The following is a 1448-nucleotide window of genomic DNA, read 5'->3' on the forward strand; positions in this document are numbered from 1 at the left end:
GTCTTTTCGTTACTCATACCGGCATTCTCACTTGAATGCGCTCCACCAGTCCTCACGGTCTGACTTCAACGTACATTCAACGCTCCCCTACCCAATGCAGCAAGCTGCAATGTCATAGCTTCGGTGGTGTGTTTAGCCCCGTTACATTTTCGGCGCAGAGTCACTCGACCAGTGAGCTATTACGCACTCTTTAAATGGTGGCTGCTTCTAAGCCAACATCCTGGTTGTCTTTGCAACTCCACATCCTTTCCCACTTAACACACACTTGGGGACCTTAGCTGATGATCTGGGCTGTTTCCCTCTTGACAATGGATCTTAGCACTCACTGTCTGACTCCCGGTAAGCATGTCTATGGCATTCGGAGTTTGACTGGACTTGGTAACCCTTGGCGGGCCCCGCACCCAATCAGTGCTCTACCTCCACGACACTCATGACCGAGGCTAGCCCTAAAGCTATTTCGGGGAGAACCAGCTATCTCCGAGTTCGATTGGAATTTCTCCGCTACCCCCACCTCATCCCCGAATTTTTCAACATTCGTGGGTTCGGGCCTCCAGTGCGTGTTACCGCACCTTCACCCTGGACAGGGGTAGATCACACGGTTTCGGGTCTACAACCACGTACTATGTCGCCCTATTCAGACTCGCTTTCGCTGCGGCTCCGTCTTTCCGACTTAACCTTGCACGTAATCGTAACTCGCCGGTTCATTCTACAAAAGGCACGCCATCACCCATTTAACGGGCTCTGACTTCTTGTAAGCGCACGGTTTCAGGTTCTTTTTCACTCCGCTTCCGCGGTGCTTTTCACCTTTCCCTCACGGTACTGCTTCACTATCGGTCACCAGGGAGTATTTAGCCTTGGCAGATGGTCCTGCCGGATTCCGACGGGGTTTCACGTGTCCCGCCGTACTCAGGATACACTTCGGAGAGTGTTAGCTTTTGGTTACAGGGCTTTTACCTCTTTTAGCGGGCCTTTCCAGACCTCTTCGCCTAACCAACACTTTTGTAACTCCATGTGAAATGTCCTACAACCCCAAGAAGCAAGCTCCTTGGTTTGGGCTAATCCGCGTTCGCTCGCCGCTACTGACGGAATCACTTTTGTTTTCTCTTCCTCGGGGTACTTAGATGTTTCAGTTCCCCCGGTATGCCTCTTACTAAGCTATGTATTCACTTAGTAGTAACTGGACATTACTCCAGCTGGGTTTCCCCATTCGGAAATCCCCGGATCAAAGCCTGCTTACGGCTCCCCGAGGCGGTATCGTTGTTCGCCACGTCCTTCTTCGGCTCCTGGTGCCTAGGCATCCTCCGTGCGCTCTTAATAGCTTAACCTAGCGTTTTTCGATGGCTCGCTTCCTGAATTTCTTCAGAAAATACGCATCCATCTTAAACATGGTTTTAAATCCAGCTAAAGGATGTTTCAGCAATTCTTTTCTTTCGTTATCCAGTTTTCAA

The 1448-nt window shown here is 50.6% G+C and carries 1 rRNA gene; it reads right to left on the reverse strand.

Features of this window, described 5'->3' with window-relative positions:
• Nucleotides 1-1325, reverse strand: a 23S ribosomal RNA gene (locus tag V8F51_RS31435); the annotation flags it as partial.
• Nucleotides 1326-1448: the final 123 nt, after the last annotated feature.

The sequence above is a fragment of the Paenibacillus sp. YIM B09110 genome, from assembly GCF_037167145.1.
Lineage (GTDB): Bacteria > Bacillota > Bacilli > Paenibacillales > Paenibacillaceae > Pristimantibacillus.